The following is a 20885-nucleotide window of genomic DNA, read 5'->3' as shown; positions in this document are numbered from 1 at the left end:
CCCGTCAGGTGTCGGCCTGCGTGGCCTGTCCCGCCGCGGCGGAGGAGGCCGTCTTGCCGATGCGGCGCCGCGCCTTGAACACGCCCCGATCCGGATTCTGCCGGGGATTGTTCTTTCTCAGAACCTCGCGGAACTCGTCGCGGCGCTCGTGGATCGAGGCGATCACCAGCCCCATCGGGACGCCGATGTCGCTCAGGACCGCCTCGCTCAGCTGGAGCGAGGCCTCGATGGTCTCCGGCACGGCATCGTCCACGCCGAGTTCGTAGAGCTGGGCCGCGTGGCGTGCGTCGCGGGCGCGGGCCACGATGGTGATGTCGGAGCGCTCGTGCCGCGCCGCCATCACGACGGCCTCGATGGAGCTCTGCGTGTCCAGGGTGATCACCAGCGCCAGCGCGCGGTCGATGCCGCAGGCGCGCAGGAACTCCGGATAGGAGCCGTCGCCGTAGAAGACGGGCTTGTCGGCCTTGCGCTGCGCCGCGACGCGCGCGGGATCGAGGTCGATGGCGAGATAGGGCACCTTGTGGCGCTCCAGCATGTCGCCGACGAGCTGTCCGACGCGGCCGTAACCGGCGACGATCACGCGTCCGACTTCGTCCGTCGGCGGGGCGACCTTGACGATGGGGTCGAGCGGGCGCTGCACCTCGAGCTTGCGGCCCAGACGCTGGGCCAGGCGCGCCAGAAGCGGGATCGCCACCATCGTGAGCGTGGTCACGAGCAGAAGATTCTGGCCGATGCCGCCCGGAACGAGGCCGGCCGTCATGGCGGCGCCGAGGATTACGAGAGCGAACTCGCCGCTCGGCCCGAGGAGGAGACCCGTCTCCGCGGATTCCGCCGTGCTGAGGCCGAAGGGCCTGCCGAGAATGACGATGCTCATGCCCTTGAGAAGGACGACGGTGGCCGCCAGCGAAAGGATGAGCAGGGGTGCTTCGAGAAAGCGGAACAGGTCGAGGCTCATGCCGACCGAGACGAAGAACACCCCGAGGAGCAGGCCCTTGAAGGGCTGGATCGTCACGTCGACCGCGCGCCGGTATTCCGTCTCGGACAGCAGGATGCCTGCGATGAAGGCGCCGAGCGCCATCGACAGGCCGCTGGCGGCGGCGATGAGGCTCGTGACCATCACGACGAGGAGGCAGGCCGCCATGAACAGCTCGGGGCTCTTCGTCGTCGAGACGAGCTGGAAGAAGGGGCGGAGGATGAGCCGTCCGAGGCCGATGATCAGGACGAGGGCAAGGCCCGCCTGGAGAAGCAGGAAGGCGAAGGGGGAGGGCGTCACCTCAGGCTTGCTCGTATCGAGCACCGCGACGGTGAACAGGACGGGCGCCACCAAGAGGTCCTGGAACAGCAGGGCCGAGAAGCTGGCGCGTCCCGCCACCGTGTTGAGGCGCTTCTGCTCCGCCAGAACGGGAATCACGATGGCCGTGGAGGACAGGGCGAGCGCCAAGCCGACGACCGTGGCGGCGGTGATCGTGTCCACGAGCCTGAAGGCGTAGAAACTCAGGCCGAGAATGGCGGTTCCCAGCGCGACCTGGAGGGAACCGAAGCCGAAGACGAGGCGGCGGAGGGTGCGCAGGCGCTGCCAGGAGAGCTCGATGCCGATGGTGAAGAGCAGGAACACCACGCCGAACTCGGCAAGCCGCGAGGTTCCTTCCGGATTGGTGAATGTCAGCCAGTTGACCCAGGGATGCTCCGGCACCAGCCGCCCGAGCCCGTAGGGCCCCAGCAACGCGCCCGCCGCCAGGAACCCCAGAACCGGGCTGAGCTTGAGCCGGTGAAACAGGGGGACGACGATGCCTGCCGTTGCCAGAAAGAGAATGGGTTCCTGATAAGATTGCAGGTCGATCGCTGCGGCCATTGCTTCGTTCCGGTTCGAGGCATTGTCCTTCCGGTGAGGACGGCTGCGCAAGGGGTTAATGCCGTCCGGCGCGGATAGGGGGCGTGTCGGGAGCGCATGGCCGTCATCCCGGATCGCCCTCGGCGTCCGGGATGACGGGTCGGCCTCAATCCAGCGTCGACAGCGCCTGTGCGAGATCCGCCACCAGATCGTCCGGGTGCTCGATGCCGATGGAGACGCGGATCGTGGCGTCGCTGACGCCGAGGCGGTCGCGGGTCGCCTTGGGCACGCCCGAATGGGTGGTGGAGGCCGGGTGCGAGATCAGCGACTCCGTGCCGCCCAAGCTCACCGCGAGCTTGAAGACCTGCAGCGCGTTGAGCACGCGGAAGGCTTCGGCCTCGCCGCCCTTCACGTCGAAGGAGAAGGTGGAGCCGGGAGCGTCGCACTGGGCGTCGTAGACCGCTTTGGCGCGGGAGCCCTCGGGCAGATAGGCCAGGTGGTGCACCTTCATCACGCTCGGGTGCTCGTGCAGGAACTTCGCGACGATCTCGGCATTGCGGTTTGCGGCGTTCATCCGCAGGGCGAGCGTTTCCAGGGAGCGGCCGAGCATCCAGCAGGAATGCGGGTCGAGCTGGGTGCCGATGGCCGAGCGCAGGAGCCGGACGGACTTGATGAGGTCCCTGGAGCCGAGGGCCGCTCCTGCGATCAGGTCCGAATGGCCGCCGACATATTTCGTGAGCGAATAGACCGAGATGTCGGCGCCGTTCTTCAAAGGCTTCTGGAAGACCGGTCCCAGCAGGGTGTTGTCGCACACGATGACCGGGCGGTGCCCCTGGGCCTGCCCGATATCGTCCGCGATTTGGCGGATGAGCGCGACGTCCACGAGGGTGTTCAGCGGGTTCGAAGGCGTCTCGATCATGATCACGGCGACGCGCCCCTTGGCCTTGGCCTCCTGGGCCGCCGCGCGGATGCCGGCTTCGTCCACGCCGTCAGCGAAGCCCACGGCCCCGATGTTCAGGTTGGCGAGGGTCTTGGCGATCAGGGTCTCGGTTCCGCCATAGAGGGGCTGCGAGTGCAGAATCACGTCGCCTGGCTTGGCGAAGGCCAGGATCGTGGTCGCGATCGCCGACATGCCGGAGGAGAAGAGAAGCCCGGCCTCCGCTTCCTCGAAGATGGCGAGCCGGTCCTCGACGATCTCGGAATTGGGATGATTGAAGCGGGAATAGACGAGGCCCGCAGCTTCTCCCTGCGGCGGCTCGCGGCGGCCCGCCACGTAATCGAAGAATTCCTTGCCGTGCTCGGCGCTGGTGAACACGAAGGTCGAGGTCAGGAAGACCGGCGGCTTCACCGCGCCTTCGGACAGGGTCGGATCGTAGCCGTAACCCAGCATCAGGGTTTCGGGCTTCAGCTTGTGATTGCCGATTCGATCCTTGTGGTAACGGTTATAGGCCATAGGTCATTTTCCTCCCGGTTTGTTTGTCATGGGCTTACCTTATGAGGACGATTGCCGAAAGGTGGGTCCGGACATAGGTTCGGGATGGTCGAAAGGAGTGGTGAAAGAATGGCGCGTTTCGTCGGGACCGAGTCGTATGTCGCTACCGAGGACCTCACGGTCGCCGTGAATGCGGCGATCACGCTCCAGCGTCCGCTTCTGGTGAAGGGAGAACCCGGTACGGGCAAATCCGTCCTGGCGGAGGAGATCGCCAGGAGCCTCGATGCCCCGCTGATCGCCTGGCACATCAAGTCCACCACCAAGGCCCAGCAGGGGCTTTACGAATACGATGCCGTGTCCCGCCTGCGCGACAGCCAGCTCGGCGATCCGCGCGTCACCGACATCCGCAACTACATCAAGCGCGGCAAGCTCTGGGAGGCCTTCGCCTCCGACGTGCGGCCGGTTCTGCTGATCGACGAGATCGACAAGGCCGATATCGAGTTCCCGAACGATCTTCTGCTCGAGCTCGATCGCATGGAGTTCTTCGTCTACGAGACGGGCGAGACGGTGAAGGCCGCCCAGCGGCCCATCGTCATCATCACCTCCAACAACGAGAAGGAACTGCCGGACGCCTTCCTGCGCCGCTGCTTCTTCCATTACATAAAGTTCCCCGATGCGCAGACCATGGCCCGCATCGTCGAGGTGCATTATCCCGGCATCAAGCACCGGCTGGTCGAGGAAGCTCTGAAGATCTTCTTCGACGTGCGCGAGGTGCCGGGGCTGCGCAAGAAGCCTTCCACCTCCGAGCTGCTCGACTGGCTCAAGCTCCTGCTCTCCGAGGATATCGGCCCTGAGCAGCTGCGGGAGCGCGACACCCGCAAACTCATTCCGCCGCTCCATGGAGCCCTGCTCAAGAACGAGCAGGATGTGAGCCTCTTCGAGAAGCTGGCCTTCATCGCACGACGGGAAGGACGATGATGCTGCGTCTCCTGCTCCTCCGCCACGCCAAGGCCGCCTGGCCCCCGGGCGTTCTCGACCTCGACCGGCCTCTCGCCAAGCGCGGGCAGGAGGCGGCCCTCGTCATGGGGAACTACCTGAGGAGCGAGCGGCTCGAGCCCGACCTCGCCATCGTCTCACCGGCCCGGCGCACGCAGGAAACCTGGGAGCACGTGCAGCCCGTTCTCGGCGATGTGGAGATGCGCCGGGACGGGCGGGTCTATGAAGCGCCCGCCGGACGCCTGCTCACGGTGGTGCGCGAAGTGGAGCCCCAGATCCGAACCCTTCTGGTCATCGGCCACAACCCGGGCTTCGAGGAACTCGCCAGGCTGCTCATCGGCGAGGGCGACATGGACAGCATCCTGCGGCTCGGCCAGAAATATCCCACGGCGGGCCTGGCCGTCATCGATTTCGACCTGGAGAGCTGGGAGGACGTGGGGAAGAAATCCGGCCGGCTCGAACGCTTCGTGACGCCGAACTCCCTGGGCAACGGCGAGGACGATTAGTTTTCTGCCACGCCGGAAATGAACGTATCCGCCCCACCATCGTTCTGCCTGAAACCTTCCCGATTGTTTCAGGCCGAAGCGGGGGCTGATCGTCATCATGGTTCCTCAGACATTGCTCGCGCTGGCCCTTGCGGTCCGCTCGATCCTGCCCGGCGGCGCGCACCATCCTGGAAACGAAGCGCTGCGTCTTGAGCCGGACGCGAACGATGTCGAGGCTCGATACGAGCCCGAGGCCCGCGCGGTCTCCAACTGGCGCTCCGAGGCCGTGGAGGCGCTGGAGCCGAAGCCGGTCGTGGCGATGGTCGCCCTGTTCCGGGCCGAGCGCCCCTTCGTCACCCGTTGCGTGAAGCTCAACAATTACTGGTGCATCAAGAGCGCCCGCTGGAACGGGGAGCTGGCCGCCGACAGCGAAGGCCATGTGGGCTTCGCCTCGGCCGATCACGGGGCCGATGCCGCCGCCACCCTGCTGCGGCGCTACTACCTCGAATTCAAGCGCCGATCCGCCCTCGACATCGTGCGCCGCTGGGCGCCCGCGGAGTGCGGTGTCGCGACCGGCATCGGCGGCATGGCGATGCTGGCGGTGAGGGGCATCGGCGGCACCGTCCGCGCGCAGTATCTCGCCTCGCGACGACGGGGAGGGGCCGTGCGCTACACGGCCAGGGCCGGTCCGGGCGGCAAGCCCGCCCGGGTCTCCATGGTGATCCCCCTGGCGTCCAAGACATCTCCTAAGACCCCGCCATACCGGGTGCCCGACATCGCCGCCGGCATGGGCGAAAAGCCCAAGCCGAAGACGCCGCCCCTGGCGGCGGCCCCTCGCGCCACGGCGCAAAAGCCCTTCTCCTCCGCAGCCGCGGCAGCCGATCCCGCTCCAAAGGTTTAGGCCGCGGCCGCCTGTCCCTCGGAGGAACAGCGCCATCGCCATTATGCGAGCCGGATGGTCGATGGCCTGGGGCTCGGCCCCAGCGACGACCTGAAGCTCTTTGCGGAAGACGGCACACCCCTGCCCAATCTCACGCCCGTCATGCTTGCCATGTCGGCTTTCGAGCTGGGGATGCTGCAGGCGAGCCCCGACCTCGTGGAGGCCGCCATCGAACGGGCCGCCGTGAAGGCGCGGGAGGAGGCCCTGGCTGCGGCGCGGAAAGCCGAGCTGCTCCAGCGCGCTTCGCCCAGCCTGGAACGGTAGCGCACTTGCGGCTGAGGATTCCGGGCCCCACCTACAAGCTTGGCTTGAGAGCATAGGTTCATCTTCGTGTCCGTCATTACCGATCTTGCCTCCCGTGCCGGCTTCGCTGCGCAATCGCTCTGGGAGGCTTCCGGCCAGCTGATCCAGCCGTCTCTCCGCCTCGGCGTCACCGGGCTCGCCCGATCCGGCAAGACCGTCTTCACCACGGCTCTCGTCCACCACCTGACCCGCGGCACGAGCCTGCCCGCGTTCCGCGCCTCCGCCGAGGGGCGGATCCGGCGCGCGCATCTCAGCCCTCAGCCCGACGACGCGGTGCCGCGCTTTCCCTACGAGGAGCACATGGCGGCCCTCACGGAGAGCCGCCGCTGGCCGCAATCCACGAACCGGATCAGCGAGCTGCGGGTGGATATCGAATACGAGCGCAGGAGCGGCTGGCGCACGGGACCCGCCTCGCTCGCCCTCGACATCGTCGATTATCCCGGCGAGTGGCTGCTCGATCTGGCGCTGCTCGATTCCGGTTATGCGGAATGGTCCCGCCAGACCATCGAGGCGAGCCGTAGGCGCGACCGCGCTCCCGTCGCCGGAAGGTGGCACGACATCCTGCAAAGCCTCGATCCCGCAGGAGCTTCCGACGAAATGCTCGCCTCCCGGGCGAGCGACGCGTTCAAGGATTATCTCACTGCTCTGCGCGCAGGGGGTGAGGCCGTCGCGACGACCCCTCCGGGGCGTTTCCTCATGCCCGGCGACCTGGCGGGTTCGCCCGCTCTCACCTTCGCCCCGCTCGACCTTCCGCGCGGCGCGCCGATTGCGCCGGGGAGCTTCGCCGCCCTCATGGAGCGGCGTTTCGAGGCCTACAAGACCCATGTGGTCAAGCCGTTCTTCCGCGATCACTTCCAGCGCATCGACCGCCAGATCGTGCTGGTGGACGTGCTCGCCGCCATCGATGCAGGGCCCGTGGCCCTGGCCGAGCTGGAGGAGGCGCTGGATCAGGTGCTCATGGCCTTCCGGATCGGACGCAACACGCTCCTGTCCCGCCTGTTCTCGCCCCGGGCCGATCGCGTTCTCTTCGCGGCGACCAAGGCCGATCACATCCATCACACGGATCACGACCGGCTCGACGCCATCCTCCGCCTTCTCGTGAACCGGGCGTCCCGACGGACCGAGGCCGCCGGCGCGCGCGTCGGGACCGTCGCGCTCGCCTCCGTGCGCGCCACCCGGGAAACGACCATCCGAGAGGGTCGCGAGACCCTGCGGGCTGTCGCGGGCGTGCCGGAGGCAGGCGAGCGGGTCGGCGGCGAGGTCTTCGACGGCGAGACTGAGGCCGCCGTCTTTCCGGGCGAGCTGCCGGAGACGGCCGAGGCCGTGTTCCAGGGCGCCGTCCCGCCGGGTTCCTTGCGCTTCCCGCGCTTCCGGCCCCCGAGGCTGCCGGTCGATGCGGCGGGGCGCATGGCCAAGATGCCTCACATCCGTCTCGACCGCGCCCTTGAATTCCTGCTGGGGGATCGTTTCGCATGAGCCGCCAACCTCGCGCCTATCGCCTTGACGATCCAAACGTGGCCGCCGGGTCCGTCCAGGTCACGGAGGAGCCGTTCGACGCCATCGAGGCGGCCGACGGCGTCGTGGTGCCCATGGGCGAGAAGCGCCGGGCTCCCTGGGCCGGCATCCTGCTCTCGGCCGTGTCGGGGCTCCTCGTCCTGGGGCTCGGGCTGGCGGTGGAGAACCTGATCGTCGATCTCTATGCCGTCGCCCCCTGGCTGGGCTGGCTGGCGCTGGCCCTCGCGATCCTCGCCGCCGTCGCCTTCCTCGCCATCATCGGCCGGGAGATCGCGGGCATCTGGCGCGAGAAGAAGATCGAGAAACTGCGCGAGGCGGCGGTCGACGCGCTTGCGGTCAAGGACCACAAGGCCGCCAAGGACATCGTCTCAGACCTCATCGGGCTCTACGGCGGCAGGGCTGCCGCCGCCCAGGGGAGCGCGCGCCTGCGCGGCCTCACCGACGAGATCATCGATGCGGACGACCGGCTGGCAATCGCCGAGCGTGAATTGCTGGCCCCGCTCGACGCCCAGGCCAAGCGCGCCATCGCGGGCGCTGCGAAGCAGGTCTCCCTCGTGACGGCGGTCAGCCCCCGCGCCATCGTCGATGTAGCCTTCGTGATCTTCGCGGCGGTGCGGCTCCTGCGGACGCTCGCCCGGATCTACGGCGGCAGGCCCGGCCTGTTCGGGTTCCTGCGGCTCGCCAGGGCGGCGGTGAATCATCTCGCGGTCACCGGAGGGGTGGCTGTGGGCGACAGCCTGATGCAGCAGGTGCTGGGGCTGGGACTGGCGGCGCGCATCTCGGCGAAGCTCGGGGAGGGGGTGCTGAACGGCCTCATGACGGCCCGGTTCGGCCTCGCCGCCCTGTCCGTCTGCCGGCCGCTCCCCTTCATCCGCGAAGAGGCGCCCAAGATCGGGGACGTGGCGGGCGAACTCATCAGCCGGGCAGAAGCGGCGGCGTCCTGAGGGTGCGACATATCGTTCGCATAGGCTCTTTTCCTGGAGGAACGGGGCAGGACTCTCCTCTTAGACAAATCGATGACACTTAATCTCGTTGTCCCGGACCCTGCTTGCCTATATAGGGGCGCCACGGCTTATCGGGGAAGAACGGCTGCATGACAGATATCGTGATTGATGAGGGTTACCGTCCAACAGAAGACGAGCCCTTCATGAATGACCGGCAGAGGGAGTATTTCAGGCGCAAGCTGATCCGTTGGAAGAACGACATCCTCAAGGAGGCTCAGGAAACCCTCGCGACCTTGCAGAGCGAGAACGAGAATCATCCTGACCTTGCGGATCGCGCCTCCTCCGAGACGGATCGTGCCATCGAGCTTCGTGCCAGGGACCGCCAGCGCAAGCTCATCGCCAAGATCGACGCCGCCCTGGCGCGGATCGAGGATGGCAGCTACGGCTATTGCGAGGAAACCGGGGATCCGATTTCCCTCAAGCGTCTGGAGGCTCGCCCCATCGCAACGCTCTCGCTCGAGGCGCAGGAGCGTCACGAGCGGAACGAGCGGGTCTATCGGGACGACTGAACCCTCTCCCACTCAACCCATCAAAAAGGGCTCCGGAATGGAGCCCTTTTTTATGCGTGCCGGACAGGAGAGGCGCGGAGCGCCTTACCCCTTCTTGTTCGGATCGAGCGGCCGTCCGAGGAGGCGGGCGAACTCCGCCTCGATATCCTCGACGGAGAACGGGTCGGCCGGCTTCTTCGGAGCCGCCGGGGCCTCCTTGGCCTGAGGTGGCAGAGGAGCCGAGACGGGGGGAGGCGGCGGGGCGGACCGGACCGGCTCCACAGGAGGAACAGGCGGGACCGGAGGGGCTGCTTCCGGCTCCTCGGCGATCTCTTCCTCGCGCTCGTCATAGAGGGCGGCAGTTTCTTCCTGGGCCGGAACCGGCTCGGGGAATTCCTCCTCGTCCCGAATGTCGACCTGGGCCGAAGGCGAAAGCACGGGAGCGGGCGCCGCTGGAGGAGGGACCGAGCTCGCCGGACGCTTCAGGGCCTCTTCGAGCTGCTTGGCCATGTCCGACAGGAGCGCCGCATCGGGGCCGGTCCGTTCGGCAGCCGGCTGCTCGGCGGGCTTGGGTTCCGGCGCGCGGACCGGCTCGGGCTGAACCGCGGGCGCCGGGGTCGCGCGGGACTGGAAGGGCGGAGGCGTGAAGCTCGGGCGCGGCTCGCGGCGCTCCACGACCGGAGGCGGAACAGGCGGAGCGGCCTCGAACGCGGGCCCTCTGGCTTCGGCGCGCAGGCCTTGGATTCCCGGAGCCGTCGAAACGGTGACCGTATCCGGCTTCAGCTCCGGTTCCGGATGGGCTGGAACGGGCGCGCTCACCATGGCGACCGGCGCGAGCTCCTCCTCGATGTCGGATTCCTCCGAGGGACGGCGCACGAAGGCGCCCAGCTGGGCCGCGAGCTGGCTCTCGATGGACGGCCGCCCGCTCGCCTCGACCTGGGGCGCGCGCGGAGCCTGGTCCAGGATCGGCTCATAGCGCTCGGCGCCCGTCTCGCTGGATGCGGCGGGAATCCGCGCGCCGGGCACGCGGACGATATTGGTTTCGATCACCACGTCGTTGGGGCCGCCGACGAGGAGAAGGTGCTCGACATTGTCCCGGCGGAGCAGGATGAGCTGCCGCTGCCGGTCGAGGTCATACACATCCACGATGCCCAGACGGGGCTGGCGGCTGCGGCTGCGGTCGTTGCCCGGCATCATCAGGCGGGCACCCGTCAGCTTGCGGAAGACGACGCCGAAGAGCACGACCAAGGCGAGGATGATCGCAAACGCGATCACGAAGAGAACTGCCCGCGGCGCTTCGATACCAAAAAGAGATGACACGATGAACTCTCAAACGTTGGTTGGCCCTTGCAGGCCACTTCTGTGTTGGTTGTACCACATTGACCGTCAAAGCCAGCGGCAAGGTTAACAGATGGTTAACGGAGGCCCGGCTTCCGCAGAGGGACAACGGGGTGCGGAACGGCTCCCGATGATCCGTCCAAGATGGGTCTTTTCGCCCTTTCATCAAGGAAAATAGGGATTTCGTGTGGCGGAGAGAGGCGATCTTGTGGCGTTCTCCGCCCCTTGGCCCTTGCTCCCGCCCTTGGCAGCGCCTTAGAGGTCGATCAAGAATTACCGTGTAGGATGATCCACATAGATCAAGCGGTTGGCGGCGATTCCGCTGCCGGTGCCGCCAGGCGAAACCGCTCCCGCTGAGGATGTTGACAATTCATGGCTGCTTACGAGGGCGACACGTCAAAGGGTTCGGCCATCGACCGTTCTGACCGTCACGGCCATATCGGCTGGGTCCTGCTCCTGGCCGGCGTCCTGGTCGGGGCGACCCTGAGCCTGCGCTTCCTCGGCATCGAGAACGCCCAGCCCCTGATCCTGGGGCTTCTGGCCTTCTTCGCCATGGCGGGCGTCTTCTTTCTCTTCGCGGTCGCCATCGGCGTGGTGCAGTTTTCCGGACAGGCCGCGCGCAACGACATCACCAAGCTCATGGCCGATACCTCCGGCGACGGCCTCGTGGTGGTCGAGGATGACGGGCGCATCGTCTATGCCAACGAGGCCTATCTCGCCCTTGCCGGGATGCAGGGAGGGGAGGCGAGGCCGGTCGAGCGCCTTTTCATGGGGGCGCCGGACGTGTCGGAGGCGATCTACCGGCTGGCCCAGGCCTCCCGGGAGAACCGGACTGGCACCGAGGAAATCCGCCTTTCGCCGTCCCTGAACGGCTTGCAGGAATTCGGCTGGTACAGGGTGCGCGTGCGCCCCGTGCCGCGCCCCAACGGGCGCCAGGCGGCGCTCTGGACCATCGCCGAGGTTACCCATGAGCGCGAGCGGCAGGAGAACGTCTTCCAGGAGCTCCAGCACGCCATCGATTATCTCGACCACGCCCCGGCGGGCTTCCTCTCCGTCGATCCCGACGGCTCCATCGTGTACCTGAACGCCACGCTCGCCTCCTGGCTCGATTACGATCTCGCCCAGGTCGGCTCCGGCGGGCTGGCCCTGGCCGACATCATGCCCGGCGACGTGGTATCGATGATGACCTCCTTCTCCGGGGAGCCGGGCAGCGTCCGCACCGAAACCTTCGACCTGGACCTGCGCCGCCGCAACGGGCAGTTCCTGCCCGTCCGCCTCTATCACCGCATCGCCTTCGGCCAGGACGGCCGGATGGGCGCGTCCCGCACCCTCGTTCTCAACCGCTCGGCGGGGGGCGAGGTCGACGAGGGGCAGCGCGCGGCGGAAGTGCGCTTCGCGCGCTTCTTCAACAACACCCCCATCGCCATCGCGACGGTCAATCGCGCCGGCCGGATCGTCCATGCCAACGCGCCCTTCTCCAAGCTGTTCGGCACCCTGCCGCGCTCGGGCGAGGGGGGTCAGGAGGGGCCGTCGATTCTGGATGCCTTCCGCGAGCGCGCGCCGATCGAGACGGCGCTCAGGGCCGCTGTGGAAAACCGGGGCGACATCCCGCCCCTGGAGCTTCAGACGGCGGGCGAGACCGGCGGCTCCGTCCGGGTCTGGGTGACCCCCGTCGGCGACATGGGCGCGGAGGGCGAGACGGCGATCCTCTACGCCCTAGACACCACCGATTTCCGCAAGGTCGAAGAACAGCTGGCCCAGTCCCAGAAGATGAACGCGGTCGGGCAGCTGGCCGGCGGCGTCGCGCATGACTTCAACAACGTGCTCCAGGCCATCATCGGCTACAGCGACCTTTTGCTCGCCAACCACCGGCCGACCGACCCGTCCTTCCAGGACATCATGCAGATCAAGCAGAACGCGAACCGGGCAGCGGGCCTGGTGCGCCAGCTGCTCGCCTTCTCCCGTCGCCAGACCCTGCGGCCCGAGGTTCTCAACCTCAACGACCAGCTCTACGACCTCTCCATGCTGCTCAAGCGGCTCCTCGGCGAGCGCGTGAGCCTGGATCTCAACCATGGGCGCGACCTCTGGTTCGTGAAGGCCGACGTGAACCAGTTCGAGCAGGTGATCGTGAACATGGCGGTCAATGCGCGGGACGCCATGCCCAACGGCGGCAGGCTCGCGATCCGCACGGCGAACGTTTCGGCAGCCGAGGCGGGCCGGCTTCATGTCAGCGGCATGCCGGCGGCCGATTACGTCCTGGTGGAGGTTTCCGACACGGGCTCAGGGATGCCGCCCGAGGTTCTGGAGAAAATCTTCGAGCCCTTCTTCACCACCAAGGAGGTCGGCAAGGGCACCGGTCTCGGGCTCTCCACGGTCTTCGGCATCGTCAAGCAGTCCGGGGGCTATATCGACGTCGATTCGACGCCGGGCGAAGGCACGACCTTCCGCATCTACCTGCCGCGCCACATCCCGGCCGTGCAGGAGGCGCCCGAGGAGGCCAAGCCCGAGGCCGCCAAGAAGCCTGCCGCCGACATGACGGGGCAGGGCACCATCCTCCTGGTGGAGGACGAGGATCCCGTGCGCGCCGTGAACGCCCGCGCGCTTGCCGCCCGCGGCTACACGGTGCTGGAGGCGGCCTCCGGCGTGGAGGCCCTGGAGATCATCCAGGAGCGCGGCGCGCCGGTCGACCTCGTGGTCTCCGACGTGGTCATGCCGGAGATGGACGGCCCGACGCTCCTGGGCGAGCTGCGCAAGCTCTATCCCGATCTGAAGGTGATCTTCGTCTCCGGCTATGCCGAAGAAGCCTTCCGCAAGAACCTGCCGGAAGGGGAGGAGTTCAACTTCCTGCCCAAGCCTTTCAGCCTGCGCCAGCTGGTCGAGACCGTGAAGCAGGTGATCGGGTAGTAAATATCTGATTTTAATAGATAATTATCCTTGTTGTATCGAGGCGGGCCCACGCTCTGTGAATTCTGGAATGAGAACGAAAAAAGAACTTGCGGATGGGAACAAAGTGAGTACATATATTTCCTCAACACCGCGTTGAGATTCAACTCCCCTCCGTGCCATAAGGATGTCCGGTCATGTCGCAGTCCTCTCTGAGACTGGTGGAAAGCTCATCAATGGATAAAGATAAATCGAAAGCTCTCGACGCGGCGCTCTCCCAGATCGAGCGTGCCTTCGGCAAGGGCTCGATCATGCGGCTGGGCAAGGGGCAGCAGCCGGTTGAGATCGAGACCATCTCGACGGGATCGCTCGGCCTCGACATCGCGCTCGGCGTGGGCGGATTGCCCCGCGGCCGCATCATCGAGATCTATGGGCCGGAATCGTCGGGTAAGACGACGCTCGCGCTCCACACCATCGCAGAGGCCCAGAAGAAGGGCGGCGTCTGCGCCTTCGTGGACGCGGAGCATGCCCTCGATCCGGTCTATGCCCGCAAGCTCGGGGTTAACCTGGACGACCTCCTGATCTCCCAGCCCGATACGGGCGAGCAGGCGCTCGAGATCGCCGATACCCTCGTGCGCTCCGGCGCGGTGGACGTGCTCGTCATCGACTCGGTGGCGGCGCTGACCCCGAAGGCCGAGCTCGACGGCGAGATGGGCGAGGTCCAGCCGGGCCTCCAGGCCCGCCTCATGAGCCAGGCCCTGCGCAAGCTCACCGGTTCGATCTCCCGTTCGAACACGATGGTGATCTTCATCAACCAGATCCGCATGAAGATCGGCGTCATGTACGGAAGTCCCGAGACGACGACGGGCGGCAACGCCCTGAAGTTCTACGCTTCCGTGCGCCTCGACATCCGCCGCGTCTCGACCCTCAAGGACCGCGACGACCCGATCGGCAACTCGGTGCGCGTGAAGGTGGTCAAGAACAAGGTCGCTCCGCCCTTCAAGCAGGTCGAGTTCGACATCATGTTCGGCGAGGGCGTGTCCAAGGTGGGCGAGCTCGTCGATCTCGGCGTCAAGGCCGGCATCGTCGAGAAGTCCGGCGCCTGGTTCTCCTATGACAGCCAGCGTCTCGGCCAGGGCCGTGAGAACGCCAAGCAGTTCCTGCGCGACAACCCGGAGATCGCCGGCAAGATCGAGGCCCAGATCCGCCAGAATGCCGGCCTGCTCGCCGACCGCATCTTGGAGCAAGCAACCCCGACCGCCGACGATCTGGACGAGGGGTCCGCCGATTGAGGCCGCGGGCCGGACCGGTTGTCCGGCCGGGCTCGCGCCCCATAAAGGTTTTGCTCTCCTTCAAGGGCAAAGGAAGGGCCGTCGCGAGAGATCGCGGCGGTCTTTTTCGTTGCAGCGGCGGCGCTGTCTCTACTGCGCGGCGGAGACCCGCCAGACCGCGTTGCCCAAGTCGTCCGCGATCAGCAGGGCGCCCGTCCTGTCCACGGCGACACCTACCGGGCGGCCATGGGCGCCGTCCTCGCCGGCGAGGAAGCCCGTGACCACGTCCTGCGCCTTGCCGCTCGGCTTGCCGTCCTGGAAGGGGACATAGACCACCTTGTACCCGTTGAAGCGGTTGCGGTCCCAGCTCCCGTGCTCACCGATGAAAGCGCCGCCCCGATAGGTCTCCGGCAGGGCGCCGGCCGTATAGAAGGCGAGGCCCAGCGGGGCCACATGGGAACTCAGCGCATAATCCGGCGGGATGGCCTTGGCGACGAGGTCCGGCCGCTGGGGCATGACGCGGGGATCCACGTGCTGGCCGTAATAGCTGTAGGGCCAGCCATAGAATGCGCCCTCGCGCACGGATGTCAGGTAGTCGGGCACCAGATTGGGTCCCAGCTCGTCGCGCTCGTTGGCGACGGCCCAAAGAACCTTGGTCTGCGGCTCGAAGGCGAGGCTCGTGGGGTTGCGGATGCCCCCGGCGAAGATCCGCGCGCGCCCCGACGCTCGGTCCACCTCCCATACGGCGGCACGGCCCTTCTCGGCCTCCATGCCATTCTCGGTGATGTTGCTGTTGGAGCCGACGCCCACGTAGAGCAGCGATCCGTCCGGGCTCGCCGTGAGGGCCTTGGTCCAATGGTGGTCGATGGGCCCGCCGGGAAGGTCGGCGAGCTTCGTGCCGGGCTCGGTGATCCGCGTCAGGCCCGGCGTGTAGTGGAAGCGGATGATCGCGTCCGTGTTGGCGACGTAAAGGTCCTCGCCCACGAGAACGACGCCGAAGGGCGAGTTGAGGTGGTCGATGAAGACCGTCCTGAGTTCGGGCACACCGTCGCCGTTGGCGTCCCGCAGCAGGGTTATGCGGTTCCCGGGCTTCGTGCCGCCATGGGCGGAGGCCATCAGCCAGCCCATGATGAGGTCCTTGGGCCGCTCGACGGGCTCCAGATTCGGGCCACCCGATTCCACCACAAGCACGTCGCCGTTGGGCAGGGGATACACGGTGCGGGGATTGGCGAGGTCCCTGGCCATGGCCTGGATCTTGAGGCCCTTGGAAACGGTCGGCGTCTCGTTCGGCCCCCATCCTACCGGTTTGGCCAGGCGCATGGGTGGCACGAGATATTGCTGCGGCTCGGGCAGAACCGGATTGGGGCCGATCTGGCTTTGCGTATCGAAGGCCTCCTCGTCATTGCATCCGGCAAGAGCCAGCATCGAGAGGCAGAGAAGGGCGATGCGGCGCAAGGCAGTCATGGCAGAACTCCCACCCGGTAGCGATAGACCATCGACCAGCCGAGCCAGCCCGTGACGAGCATCAGCGCCACGACCATCGCGGACAGGATCAATCCTGTCGGAACGACCGAGGTCCAGGCATCGCGGCTATGGATCAAGGCATTGAGCAGGGAGAGCCCTAGGACAAGCGCGTTGCCGATCATGTGCGGCCAGGCCGGACCTTGAGCACGTACCGAGCGGCTGCCGAGGAAGTCGACCAATCCCGCCAGGGCGGCCAGGCCCCCCATGAGAAGGCCGATGGTCAACAGCCAGGCCGAAAAGTTCGACCACATGATGTCGGCCGTGCGCCAATAGGCGATGTCGGTGGCGAGCGCGCCGGTGAAGCAGACGATCGGGAAGGGCACCAGCATCGGATGGATCGGGTGTCCCGCGATACTGGCTTTCGACGGAGGGTGGAACTCGCTCATCGCGGCTGTCCTGCTGTGGGGATATTCTCCCGAGACGACGGCGGCAGGGGACGAAGGTTCCAGAAGCAAGCCCCCGGGAGCCGCTTCCTTAAGGTCGCACTTTGGACGAAGCGACACCTCGACAGGGGAGGCGCGGGCGTCTAGAAACGGCCCAAATATCAGCCATGAGGGCCCGCAAGCCCCTTACCTTGAGCTATGAGTTCCATGAGCGGCGTCAACGAAATCCGGTCGGCCTTCCTCGATTACTTCGCCAAGAACGGCCATGAGGTCGTGGCGTCGAGCCCTCTCGTACCGCGCAACGACCCGACCCTGATGTTCACCAATGCCGGCATGGTGCAGTTCAAGAACGTGTTCACGGGGGCCGAGAAGCGCCCCTACACCACGGCGGCGACGGCGCAGAAATGCGTGCGCGCGGGCGGCAAGCACAACGATCTCGACAATGTGGGCTACACGGCGCGCCACCACACCTTCTTCGAGATGCTGGGCAACTTCTCGTTCGGCGATTACTTCAAGGAGCGGGCCATCGAGCTCGCCTGGGGCCTGATCACGAAGGAATTCGACCTGCCCAAGGACAAGCTCCTCGTCACGGTCTACCATGACGACGACGAGGCAGCGAACCTCTGGAAGAAGATCGCGGGCTTCTCCGATTCCAAGATCATCCGCATCCCGACCTCGGACAATTTCTGGCAGATGGGTGATACCGGCCCCTGTGGCCCGTGCTCGGAAATCTTCATCGACCAGGGCGACAAGCTCTGGGGCGGCCCTCCCGGCAGCCCGGAGGAGGACGGCGACCGCTTCCTCGAGTTCTGGAACCTCGTGTTCATGCAATACGAGCAGATCGAGCCCGGCAACCGCATCGGCCTCCCGAAGCCCTCCATCGACACGGGCATGGGCCTGGAGCGCATCTCGGCGATCCTGCAGGGCGTTCACTCGAACTACGATACGGACCTGTTCCGAACCCTGATCGAGGCCGTGGCCCATGCCACGGGCGTGGCGCCGGAAGGCGACCGCAAGGCCTCGCACCGGGTGATCGCCGATCACCTGCGCACCTCCTGCTTCCTCGTGGCCGACGGCGTGCTGCCCTCGAACGAGGGTCGCGGCTACGTGCTCCGCCGCATCATGCGCCGCGCCATGCGCCACGCGCAGCTGCTCGGCGCGAAGGAGCCGCTCATGTACCGCCTCGTGCCGGCCCTCGTGCGGGAGATGGGGCAGGCGTACCCGGAGCTGATCCGCGCCGAGGCGCTCATCGGCGAGACCCTCAAGCTCGAGGAAACCCGCTTCCGCAAGACCCTGGAGCGCGGCCTCGCCATCCTCGATGACGAGACCCGCAACCTCGCCAAGGGCCAGAACCTCTCGGGCGAGACGGCCTTCACGCTCTACGACACATACGGCTTCCCGCTCGACCTCACGCAGGACGCCCTGAAGCCCCGCGGCATCGGCGTCGACACGGAGGCGTTCGACGCCGCCATGGAGCGCCAGCGCGAGAAGGCCCGCGCAGCCTGGTCCGGCTCCGGCGAGGCGGCTACGGAGACCGTGTGGTTTTCCGTGAAAGAGCGCACCGGGGCCACGGAGTTCCTGGGCTACGACACCGAGACCGCCGAGGGCGTCGTCCTGGCGCTGTTGAAGGACGGGCATGAGGTGACGGAACTGAAGGCGGGCGAGAGCGGCCTCCTGGTCCTCAACCAGACACCCTTCTACGGCGAATCCGGCGGCCAGGTGGGCGATACCGGCGTGATGCAGGGCGAGGGCGCCCGGCTCTTCGTGACCGGCACCGAGAAGAAGCTCGGCGACCTCTTCGTGCACCATGTCACCGTGGAGCACGGCCTGTGTAAGCTCAATCAATCGCTGGAGCTCATCGTCGATCACGAGCGCCGCTCGGCCGTCCGCTCCAACCATTCCGCGACCCACCTTCTGCACGAGGCCCTGCGCCAGGTTCTCGGCGACCACGTGGCCCAGAAGGGCTCGCTCGTCGCGCCCGACCGCCTGCGCTTCGATTTCAGCCACCCGAAGCCCATCGAGGACGTGGAGCTTGCCAAGGTCGAGGAGATCGCCAACCGGGTGCTGCTCCAGAACGAACCGGTGGTCACCAAGCTCATGGCGGTGGACGAGGCCATCGAATCCGGCGCCCGCGCACTCTTCGGCGAGAAATACGGCGACGAGGTCCGCGTGGTGTCCATGGGCAAGGGCGAGGCCAACAGGGCCTTCTCTGTCGAGCTCTGCGGCGGCACCCATGTGAGCCGCACGGGCGAGATCGGCATCATCGCCATCGTGTCGGAGAATGCGGTCGCAGCCGGCGTGCGCCGTGTCGAGGCCATGACGGGCGATGCCGCCCGCCGCTATCTCGGTGAGGAAAGCCGCCGCCTGCGCGAGGTCGCCGGCCTTCTCAAGACCCCGGTGGACGAGGTTTCCGCCCGCCTGTCGGCACTCCTGGAGGAGCGCCGCAAGCTGGAGCGCGATCTTTCCGAGGCCCGCCGCAAGCTCGCCCTGGGCGGCGGCGGTTCGGGCGGGGGCGAGCCGGTCAAGGAGGTGGCGGGCACCAAGCTCATGGCCCGCGCCGTGACCGGCGTGGAGATGAAGGACCTCAAGAGCCTCGCGGACGAGGGCAAGAAGCGCCTCGGTTCGGGCGTGGTCGCCATCGTGGGCGTCGCGGAGGACGGCAAGGCGGGCATCGTCGTGGCGGTCACGGAGGATCTGACGACCAGGTACGACGCCGTTTCGCTCGTGCGCATCGGCTCCGAAAAGCTCGGTGGCAAGGGCGGCGGCGGACGCCGCGACATGGCCCAGGCCGGCGGTCCCGATGGGGCGCAGGCGGAAGCGGCGCTCTCGGCCATCGAAGCGGCGATGGCAACCGGCATGTAAAACCGTGCAAAACCCCACGCGCGAAACGCTCTTTCGGAAACGGATCTACCAGATCCTCGAGCGTGGGGCTGTGAACGACCGTACAGACGATGTCGTTCATGCGATCCTGATCGGGCTGATCCTGGTCAATGTGGGCTCGGTCATCCTGCAGAGCGTGCCTGCTTGGGAAACGTCCTATTCCTTTGCTTTCGCGGTGATCGAGATCGTGTCGGTCACGATCTTTTCGGCCGAGTACGGCCTGCGTCTCTGGTCCGCACCCGAGCACACCCCCTGGCAGGAGATGCATCCCTGGCGGGCGCGGCTGCACTTCGCGCTGCAGCCGCTTTCCATCATCGACCTCCTGGCGATCATCCCCTTCTATGCCGCTCTGATGACGAGTTTCGACCTGAGAACGCTGCTGCTGCTGCGTCTCATCAGGTTCTTCAAGCTCGCTCGTTACTCGCCGGGGCTCGCAACCCTCTTCAACGCGATCTACAATGAGCGCAGGGGGCTCATTGCCGCCAGCATCATTCTGGCAGGCACGGTGATCATCGCTGCCTCCGTCATGCATGTGATCGAGCGTGACGCGCAGCCCGATAAGTTCGGGACGATTCCGGATGCGATCTATTGGGCGGTGATCACGCTCGCGACCGTCGGTTATGGCGATGTCGTTCCCGTGACGGGCTTAGGCAAGATGGTGGCTTCGCTGACTGCCGTGCTCGGCATCCTCATGTTGGCTCTCCCCGTCGGCCTGCTCGCCAGCGCCTTCGCGCGCGAGATCCAGAAACGCGATTTCATCGTGACGTGGAGCATGGTGGCGCGGGTTCCGATTTTCGCGCAGCTCGAAATCGACGATCTGCAGGAGATCATGGATCGGCTGCACTCAAAGTACTGTGCTCAGGACGAGATCATCGTGCATCGCGGCGAGCCCGCGGAGGCCATGTACTTCATCGCGACAGGCAAGGTCGAAATCGAGCTGTCGCCCAAGCCCGTCACCATGGGGCCCGGAGAATTCTTCGGCGAGATGGCGATCCTCAACCGTTCCGAGCGCTCTGCGACGGTGAGGGCGCTGAAGCCCTCCAAGCTGCTGGTGCTCGATGCGCGATCTCAATCACCTCATGGATCACAGCCCGCGCATGGCGGACCAGATCCAGAAAGTCGCCGAAGCACGCTCAAGGGAATTGCAGCAGGGCTCATCCGATGGAGCCTGAACCGACCGCCAATCGCGATCGGGAAGCCATCGTGACTTTATCTTCGCCACGCTTCACCGCCGTGTCGCCCTCCAGGAACGACCTGCCACATGCCGACCGCCATCGATCGGCAATTCGTTGGCGACCTCTACGATGTGCTCGCTGATTGTGTTGCCATAGAATTTATGTATCGGCTCGGAGATCATTACGAACCAGCGCACGGGTTTGGGCAGCCGTTATAGCCAACCGCGCTTCCTTAGCCGGCGTAACGACATGAGCCCGTCCACCAATGATGCGATATCCACCGGGAACCCGGAGTGGCTTGAGCTGAGCGCATTCCGAGCGAGGGCCACCGCCACCCGTCCATTGTACGCCGTCCGAATTGCCTGCAGGAACCCTCGACTGGTTGGGATTGTAATGCTTGCGTGCTCTCGAAATGAGCAGCCTGCGCAGCTCTAATT

General features: G+C 66.4%; 16 protein-coding genes. 11 read left to right on the top strand and 5 right to left on the bottom strand.

Features of this window, described 5'->3' with window-relative positions:
- Positions 1-4: 4 nt before the first annotated feature.
- On the bottom strand, positions 5-1852 hold the full coding sequence (locus tag L879_RS0107985) for a cation:proton antiporter domain-containing protein (RefSeq protein WP_027315632.1): 1848 nt from the start codon (positions 1850-1852) through the stop codon (positions 5-7).
- 145 nt (positions 1853-1997) lie between these two features.
- On the bottom strand, positions 1998-3284 hold the full coding sequence (locus tag L879_RS0107980) for a cystathionine gamma-synthase family protein (RefSeq protein ID WP_027315631.1): 1287 nt from the start codon (positions 3282-3284) through the stop codon (positions 1998-2000).
- A gap of 108 nt (positions 3285-3392) precedes the next feature.
- Between L879_RS0107980 and L879_RS0107975 the strand changes: the two genes are divergently transcribed.
- From L879_RS0107975 to dksA, 7 genes are all read left to right on the top strand, one after another.
- Positions 3393-4241, top strand: coding sequence for an AAA family ATPase (locus tag L879_RS0107975; protein WP_027315630.1), 849 nt, complete (start codon positions 3393-3395; stop codon positions 4239-4241).
- The gene (locus tag L879_RS0107970) at positions 4241-4765 is read left to right on the top strand and encodes a SixA phosphatase family protein (RefSeq protein ID WP_027315629.1); all 525 of its coding nucleotides are present in this window, start codon (positions 4241-4243) and stop codon (positions 4763-4765) included. The genes L879_RS0107975 and L879_RS0107970 overlap by 1 nt, the downstream gene beginning before the upstream one ends.
- A gap of 97 nt (positions 4766-4862) precedes the next feature.
- A complete protein-coding gene (locus L879_RS20965) occupies positions 4863-5645 on the top strand; it encodes a hypothetical protein (RefSeq protein WP_051435158.1) in 783 nt (260 codons plus the stop codon).
- Between the two features lie 54 nt (positions 5646-5699).
- Positions 5700-5948 carry a hypothetical protein gene (locus tag L879_RS24060; RefSeq protein ID WP_051435157.1) on the top strand — a complete coding sequence of 83 codons (249 nt, stop codon included), beginning with the start codon at positions 5700-5702 and terminating at the stop codon, positions 5946-5948.
- A gap of 66 nt (positions 5949-6014) precedes the next feature.
- Complete coding sequence (locus tag L879_RS0107960) at positions 6015-7463, top strand: YcjX family GTP-binding protein (RefSeq protein WP_035458988.1); 1449 nt, start codon at positions 6015-6017, stop codon at positions 7461-7463.
- Positions 7460-8446, top strand: a complete 987-nt coding sequence (locus L879_RS0107955) for a YcjF family protein (protein ID WP_027315627.1) — start codon at positions 7460-7462, stop codon at positions 8444-8446. The genes L879_RS0107960 and L879_RS0107955 overlap by 4 nt, the downstream gene beginning before the upstream one ends.
- 149 nt (positions 8447-8595) lie before the next feature.
- A complete protein-coding gene (gene dksA / locus L879_RS0107950; RefSeq protein WP_027315626.1) occupies positions 8596-9015 on the top strand; it encodes an RNA polymerase-binding protein DksA in 420 nt (139 codons plus the stop codon).
- A gap of 84 nt (positions 9016-9099) precedes the next feature.
- Here the strand turns inward: dksA and L879_RS0107945 are convergent, their stop codons facing one another.
- Entirely contained in the window at positions 9100-10314 is a 1215-nt protein-coding gene (locus L879_RS0107945; protein WP_051435156.1) for a hypothetical protein, read from the bottom strand.
- A gap of 390 nt (positions 10315-10704) precedes the next feature.
- Between L879_RS0107945 and cckA the strand changes: the two genes are divergently transcribed.
- Positions 10705-13236 carry a cell cycle histidine kinase CckA gene (gene cckA / locus L879_RS0107940; RefSeq protein WP_027315624.1) on the top strand — a complete coding sequence of 844 codons (2532 nt, stop codon included), beginning with the start codon at positions 10705-10707 and terminating at the stop codon, positions 13234-13236.
- A gap of 176 nt (positions 13237-13412) precedes the next feature.
- Positions 13413-14507 carry a recombinase RecA gene (recA, locus tag L879_RS0107935; protein ID WP_027315623.1) on the top strand — a complete coding sequence of 365 codons (1095 nt, stop codon included), beginning with the start codon at positions 13413-13415 and terminating at the stop codon, positions 14505-14507.
- Positions 14508-14636: 129 nt separating this feature from the next.
- On the opposite strand, the gene L879_RS0107930 is transcribed toward recA, so the two are convergent.
- Together L879_RS0107930 and L879_RS0107925 are read right to left on the bottom strand one after the other, a co-directional pair.
- A complete protein-coding gene (locus tag L879_RS0107930) occupies positions 14637-15950 on the bottom strand; it encodes a PQQ-dependent sugar dehydrogenase (RefSeq protein ID WP_027315622.1) in 1314 nt (437 codons plus the stop codon).
- Positions 15947-16396 (bottom strand): DUF2231 domain-containing protein, encoded by a 450-nt coding sequence (locus L879_RS0107925; protein ID WP_027315621.1) that lies wholly within the window; start codon positions 16394-16396, stop codon positions 15947-15949. The genes L879_RS0107930 and L879_RS0107925 overlap by 4 nt, the downstream gene beginning before the upstream one ends.
- A gap of 204 nt (positions 16397-16600) precedes the next feature.
- Here L879_RS0107925 and alaS point away from each other — a divergent pair, with 204 nt between their 5' ends.
- Entirely contained in the window at positions 16601-19255 is a 2655-nt protein-coding gene (gene alaS, locus L879_RS0107920) for an alanine--tRNA ligase (protein ID WP_027315620.1), read from the top strand.
- Between the two features lie 70 nt (positions 19256-19325).
- Complete coding sequence (locus L879_RS20960; protein WP_161634646.1) at positions 19326-20480, top strand: cyclic nucleotide-gated ion channel; 1155 nt, start codon at positions 19326-19328, stop codon at positions 20478-20480.
- Positions 20481-20885 lie beyond the last annotated feature (405 nt).

The sequence above is a fragment of the Microvirga flocculans ATCC BAA-817 genome, assembly GCF_000518665.1.
Taxonomy (GTDB): domain Bacteria; phylum Pseudomonadota; class Alphaproteobacteria; order Rhizobiales; family Beijerinckiaceae; genus Microvirga; species Microvirga flocculans.
This window is presented reverse-complemented; position numbering and strand designations above follow the sequence as displayed.